Origin of the sequence: uncultured Lamprocystis sp. (assembly GCF_903933125.1) — a bacterium.
GTDB lineage: Bacteria > Pseudomonadota > Gammaproteobacteria > Chromatiales > Chromatiaceae > Thiodictyon.
In genome coordinates this window covers 1-1,591 of sequence record NZ_CAIZIZ010000109.1, presented here as the reverse complement: position 1 = coordinate 1,591, position 1,591 = coordinate 1, and the positions used below count along the sequence as shown (strand labels likewise).

Below are 1,591 nucleotides of genomic sequence, written 5' to 3'. Positions count from 1 at the left end.
AGTCCCCGAGACCGAGCGGCGCGCCTTATCCACCCTACAACGGAGCCGGTTTCGTAGGGTGGATAAGCGCAGCGCATCCACCATCGGCCTCGCTGCCGACACGCTGTTGGCGGCGGCCACCCAAATTTGGAACTGCTGGCAGCCAGACCTCGACCTTGACCTGCAGGAAGAAGTCCTGTTTCCCCGGCTTGCGGGCATGGGCCACCAGCGCCAAGAGACTGGACAGCCACAGCAAGGCGAAGCGCGGATCATCCCGCGGCGACAAGCGGCGCATCAGCAGTTGGATCAGGGCCGCCACCGGGACCGAACGGCCGCCGCGCCGCTCCCCCGCCCGATCAAGGTCGCGCAGCAGATTCTGGAACGCAAAATGGCCCTTGAGTTTGTCACCCAGGGCGCACCGCCAGGCGAAGTCCGCCACCTCGGCGACCGCGACCGGCTCGCCGAACCAGAGCTCGGCCTGGGCCGCCAGATAGGCGTCGGCATCCGGAAAGGTCGCCGGGTCGAGTAACGCCACATCCGCCGGCCCTGGATTCCGCATGAACTCCACCAAGGCATCGGCCAGGTAATCGCCCACCGGAATCCGGTCCTCGGCAATCACCGCGGCCGGATCCAGGGTCTCGCCGAAGACATCCCCGGCGAAGGCCAGCAGGCCGTCCAGACCAGCGTCACCCCCATCATCACGCCCATCACCCAGGGTCGCCGAGGTGCCGACACACACCAGTTGCCCCGGCGGCGTATCCAGGCGGCCTTTGAGCCGACGGATCAGGCAGGCCAGATCGGTCGCCTGGGCACCGTCGAAGGTATGCAGCTCGTCCACCACCAGATAGCGCAGGCTGTCGGGTCGCTGCTGTGCCCAGAGTCCGGCATCCGCGGCGCGCAGCAGCAGAAAATCCAGCATCTTGTAATTGGTGAGCAGAATGTCCGGCGGGTGATCGCGCAGCGTCTGGCGGCAGGTGATCAGCGACGGGTTGCCGTCCGATAATCGGTCGACGGTCTTGGATTCTTCCGCGGGCGCCTCGCCCACATACAGCCCGGCACGCAGCCCCCGCAGTGCCGGGGTCGTCAGGATCAACCGGGCGAGACGGCCGGCCTGATCGGCGGCCAGGGCATTCATCGGATAGAGGATGATCGCCTTGATCCCGCCCTCACCGTGGGCGCGGGCCTGCCGACAGTGCTCCAGGATCGGGAACAGAAAGCATTCGGTCTTGCCCGAACCGGTCCCGGTGGCCACCAGGGTGGATTGGGCCGTCTCCCCGGTCAGCCGGGCAAAGGCCTTGCTCTGATGGGCATGGGGAATGAAATCAGGGGCCAGCCAGTCGAACGGCGGTCGTCCGGCCGCGCCGCCGGGACGAAAGGGCAATGGCACCGTCAGATAAGGCCCCTTGAACAGCGCGTCCGGCTGCGTCAGGAAGCGCTCGATCATCCCGGCAAAGCCCGGCGTGGTCGAGGGGAAGGCGGTTTGCAGGAAATCGGCGACCCCTTGGGTGAGCTGTTGGGCGACGATCAGGGGTTGCATGATTGATCCCTTACTCATTGATCGGGCTACAGCGCGGGTGACATTCGTCGCGGCCGGGGGCCGCTCCTACGGCGT

At 66.6% G+C, this 1,591-nt stretch carries 1 protein-coding gene; it reads right to left on the bottom strand.

Translation table 11 applies throughout. The features are described from left to right. Positions 1 to 34 precede the first annotated feature (34 nt). Entirely contained in the window at positions 35 to 1,516 is a 1,482-nt protein-coding gene (locus QZY03_RS05005) for a DEAD/DEAH box helicase (RefSeq protein ID WP_295578688.1), read from the bottom strand. Positions 1,517 to 1,591 lie beyond the last annotated feature (75 nt).

Coding starts and splice junctions, on each gene's coding strand:
- QZY03_RS05005 (WP_295578688.1), bottom strand. CDS start 1,516: ATGCAACCCCTGATCGTCGCCCAACAGCTCACCCAAGGGGTCGCCGAT.